This is a genomic window from Neisseria sp. P0022.S010 (genome assembly GCF_051956635.1).
The window spans coordinates 1-5,158 of the sequence record NZ_JBQCXF010000202.1 but is presented as its reverse complement, the minus strand read 5'-3'; the positions used below and the strand labels follow the sequence as shown (position 1 = coordinate 5,158).

Below are 5,158 nucleotides of genomic sequence, written 5' to 3'. Positions count from 1 at the left end.
CACTTACTCGGCCGTTGTTCAGCTTAGGCGGCCGACGTGCCTATTTGAGTCCCGATAATTATTTAGGACGCTTAGCACCGTATTTAGAACGGGCTTGTTTACGGTCTTTAACACCTGCAGTATCCAAGGAACCGCGTACAGTGTGGTAACGTACACCTGGCAAGTCTTTTACACGACCGCCGCGGATCAATACGACGCTGTGCTCTTGCAGGTTGTGGCCTTCACCGCCGATATATGAAATGACTTCAAAACCGTTGGTCAGGCGAACTTTACATACTTTACGCAATGCAGAGTTAGGTTTTTTAGGGGTAGTTGTGTATACACGGGTGCACACGCCACGTTTTTGCGGGCAAGCTTCCAGTGCAGGCACTTTGTTTACGTACACAGGCTTTTGACGGCCTTTGCGTACCAATTGGTTAATAGTTGGCATATTTTCTCGTCCTGTTGAGTTAAATACTTGCCGACACCATGTCGACAAGATTGGAATTATATTTTTACTGCAAGGGTTTAGTCAAGCAAATGACTGATAAAGTTTGGTGTTTTCCAATTTATGTCTAAATTTTGGAAACAAAGGCCGTCTGAAAGATTCAGACGGCCTTTGTCATTTTAAATAAGTCCGTAATTTGCTCTCTACTTATTTTCTCCATTGCTTTCCTTATTTATTCAGACAGCCTTAAACTCCACTCTCTTTTAAATCCTCTAAAAAATAAAACCGCAAGACTGGCTTGCGGTTTTATTTTCACAATAATCCCAAGGGATTATTCGTCTGAAGCTTCGGTTTCAGAAGTTTCTTGATCAGCTTGCTGCCATTGTTGGTGACGGCTGCGGTGGTAGGTCAAACCTGTACCGGCAGGAATCAAACGACCGACAATCACGTTCTCTTTCAAACCGCGCAGCTCGTCTTGTTTGCCCATAATAGCGGCCTCTGTCAAGACGCGGGTTGTTTCTTGGAACGATGCCGCAGAAATGAAGCTGTCTGTAGACAAGGAAGCTTTGGTAATACCCAGCAACACGTTTTCGTAACGTGCTGGCTCTTTGTCTTCAGCCATGGCTTTTTCATTGGCAAGCATCACATCGCCACGCTCAACTTGCTCACCAGTAATGAACTCTGTATCACCTGAATCAACGATGTTCACTCGACGCAGCATTTGACGGATGATGACTTCGATGTGTTTATCGGAAATCTTCACACCTTGCAGGCGGTAAACCTCTTGCACCTCTTGAACAATGTAGCGGGCCAATGCTTCGATACCTTGCAGACGCAGAATGTCGTGTGGATCTACAGCACCGTCTACGATGGTTTCACCGCGGTTTACCACTTGACCGTCGTGTACCAGAATTTGTTTCTCTTTAGAAATCAGGGTTTCGTATGCTACACCGTCTACGTCGGTAATAATCAGACGCTGTTTACCTTTGGTTTCTTTACCGAAGGAAACTGTACCGGTAATTTCTGCCAACATACCTGCATCTTTCGGCACGCGTGCTTCAAACAATTCGGCTACGCGTGGCAGACCACCGGTAATATCGCGGGTTTTAGAAGACGCTTGCGGAATACGCGCCAATACATCACCCTTACCGACTTCCTGACCTTCACGGATGGTAATCACCGCACCGACCGGGAATGCCATAGAAACTGGGGTAGTGGTACCTGGGATGCAAATTTCCAGACCGTTTTCATCCAACAGTTTGACAGTCGGACGCAACAGTTTAGAAGCACCAGAGGAACGACGTTTACCGTCAATCACTACCAGAGTAGACAAACCGGTGACATCGTCGGTTTGTTTCGCAACGGTAACACCTTCTTCCACGTTTTCGAATTTCACCGTACCTGCGTGTTCGGTGATCATCGGACGGGTGTGCGGGTCCCAAGTTGCCAAAGTTTGACCGGCTTTAATGGCTTCGCCGTCTTGTACCAGCAGGATTGCACCGTAAGGTACTTTGTGACGTTCACGTTCACGACCGATATCGTCGTGAATCACTACTTCACAAGAACGGCCGATAACAACCAACTCGCCTTTGTTGTTGGCAACATAACGCATTTGGCTGCTGAAACGTGCTGTACCGTTGGATTTGGCTTCTACTTGGCTGGCTGCCGCCGCACGAGATGCCGCACCACCGATGTGGAACGTACGCATGGTCAGCTGAGTACCTGGCTCACCAATGGATTGTGCAGCAATCACACCAACTGCCTCACCGGCATTAACCAGTTTACCGCGTGCCAAGTCGCGACCATAGCAGTGTGCACACAGGCCATGACGGGTTTTACAAGTAATCGGCGTACGGACTTTGACTTCATCGACACCGGATTGGTCGATCATATCTACCAGTTTCTCGGTCAACAACGTACCGGCTTCAACCAAAGTCTCTCCAGTCGAAGGATCGACAACATCAGAAGCAGTAACGCGGCCCAAAATACGCTCACGCAAAGCTTCAATTACGTCACCGCCTTGTACCACTGCCTTCATCACAAAGCCGTCTGAAGTACCGCAATCGTCTTCAACAACCACCAAGTCTTGGGTTACGTCTACCAAACGACGGGTCAGGTAACCGGAGTTTGCAGTTTTCAATGCGGTATCCGCCAAACCCTTACGCGCACCGTGGGTCGCAATAAAGTATTGCAATACGGTCAGGCCTTCGCGGAAGTTAGAGGTAATAGGCGTTTCAATAATGGAGCCGTCAGGTTTCGCCATCAAACCACGCATACCGGACAACTGTTTAATCTGAGCCGCAGAACCACGGGCACCAGAGTCGGCCATCATGTAAATAGAGTTGAAGGACTCTTGGTCAACTTCGTTGCCGTCACGGTCGATGACTTTTTGTTTGGACAGATTGTCCATCATCGCTTTAGCGATCTTATCGCCGGCACGACCCCAAATATCGACCACTTTGTTGTAACGTTCGCCATTGGTCACCAAACCTTGACGGTATTGGTCTTCGATTTCTTTAACTTCGGCATTAGCTTCAGCCAGCAAGGCTGCTTTTTCTTTCGGAATTTCCATATCGTCAACCGCAATGGAAATACCGCCTTTTGCCGCAAAACCGAAACCAGTATACATCAGGTGGTCGGCGAAAATAACTGTTTCACGCAAGCCGCACAGACGGAATGATGCGTTAATCAGTTTAGAAATTTCTTTTTTCTTCAGCGCTTTGTTGATGTACTCGAACGGCAGGCCTTTAGGCAAGATTTCGCTCAACAATGCACGGCCGACAGTTGTTTCGTAACGGTTAACAACAGGCTCAAACTCACCTGCTTCGTTTTTCACCCATTCACGCAGACGTACGGTAATTTTCGTACCCAGTTCAACCTGTTTGGTATGGTATGCACGATGCACTTCTTTCACATCGGCAAACAGGCTGCCTTCGCCTTTGGCATTGATACGGTCGCGGGTCATGTAGTACAGACCCAATACGATATCTTGAGAAGGTACGATGATTGGTTCGCCGTTGGCTGGAGACAATACGTTGTTTGAAGCCAGCATCAGCGTGCGTGCTTCCATTTGTGCTTCCAAGCTCAATGGAACGTGTACAGCCATTTGGTCACCGTCAAAGTCGGCGTTAAATGCGGCACACACCAATGGGTGCAACTGAATCGCTTTACCTTCGATCAGGATAGGTTCGAACGCTTGAATACCCAAACGGTGCAGGGTTGGCGCACGGTTCAGCATAATCGGATGTTCGCGGATGACTTCTTCCAAGATATCCCATACTTCAGGTACTTCTTGCTCTACCAATTTTTTCGCAGCTTTAACGGTAGAAGCCAAACCTTGTTTTTCTAATTTGTGGAAAATGAATGGTTTGAACAGTTCCAAAGCCATTTTTTTCGGCAGACCACATTGGTGCAGACGCAGGTATGGGCCTACGGTAATCACGGAACGACCGGAGTAGTCCACACGTTTACCCAACAGGTTTTGACGGAAGCGGCCGCCTTTACCTTTAATCATGTCAGCCAATGATTTCAGCGGACGTTTGTTGGCACCGGTCATGGCTTTACCGCGACGGCCGTTATCCAACAGAGAGTCAACTGCTTCTTGCAACATACGTTTTTCGTTACGAACGATGATGTCAGGCGCATGCAGTTCCAACAGACGTTTCAGACGGTTGTTGCGGTTAATAACGCGGCGATACAAATCGTTCAAATCGGAAGTGGCAAAACGACCGCCATCCAATGGAACCAACGGACGCAAATCAGGCGGCAATACCGGCAGCACATCCATAATCATCCATTCCAGTTTCATACCGGAACGGTGGAAGGCTTCCAATACTTTCAAACGTTTGGCAATTTTTTTGATTTTGGTGTCAGAACCGGTAGATTCCAGCTCTTGACGCAGGATTTCGATTTCGCCGGTAATATCCAAGGTACGCAGCAATTCGCGGATACCTTCTGCACCCATTTTGGCATCGAAGTCGTCGCCGTATTCGTCCAGTTTGTTGTAGTAATCGTCTTCTGTCAGCAATTGACGACGTTGCAACGGAGTCATGCCGGGATCGGTTACCACAAATGCTTCAAAGTACAATACGCGTTCGATATCGCGCAAAGTCATGTCCAATACCATACCCAAGCGGGAAGGCAGGGATTTCAAGAACCAAATGTGGGCAACAGGTGCAGCCAATTCAATGTGGCCCATGCGTTCGCGGCGTACTTTAGACAAGGTCACTTCTACGCCACATTTTTCACAGGTTACGCCTTTAAATTTCAAGCGTTTGTATTTACCGCACAAACATTCATAGTCTTTGACCGGACCAAAGATTTTGGCGCAGAACAAACCGTCGCGCTCAGGTTTGAACGTACGGTAGTTGATGGTTTCAGGTTTTTTAACTTCGCCATAAGACCATGAGCGGATGGTTTCGGGAGAGGCAATACCGATTTTGATGGCATCAAACTCTTCTTCCATGCCGGCAGTTTGCAACGGATTAAATAAGTTCAACAAATTCATTTTTGCTCCTTGAAGGAAGTATTTTTACCGCATGGCGGATTTTCGATATTGGGAACCGGTACTTTCGATTTCAGACGGCCTAAATGCCGATTGCTTCATTCTTATTCTGAAACCGCTTTTTCAGACGACCTTAAAAGGCCGTCTGAAAACTTCTGTTTAGTAGCGTTCCAAATCGATATCCAAGCCCAGTGAGCGAATCTCTTTAACCAATACGTTGAAGGATT

General features: G+C 47.6%; 2 protein-coding genes. Both read right to left on the bottom strand.

Annotation, left to right across the window (positions count from 1 at the left end):
• Positions 1 to 58: 58 nt before the first annotated feature.
• Positions 59 to 430 (bottom strand): 30S ribosomal protein S12, encoded by a 372-nt coding sequence (gene rpsL, locus ACTHUT_RS13685; RefSeq protein WP_002218431.1) that lies wholly within the window; start codon positions 428 to 430, stop codon positions 59 to 61.
• Between the two features lie 328 nt (positions 431 to 758).
• Complete coding sequence (gene rpoC, locus ACTHUT_RS13680) at positions 759 to 4,934, bottom strand: DNA-directed RNA polymerase subunit beta' (protein WP_250601632.1); 4,176 nt, start codon at positions 4,932 to 4,934, stop codon at positions 759 to 761.
• Positions 4,935 to 5,158 lie beyond the last annotated feature (224 nt).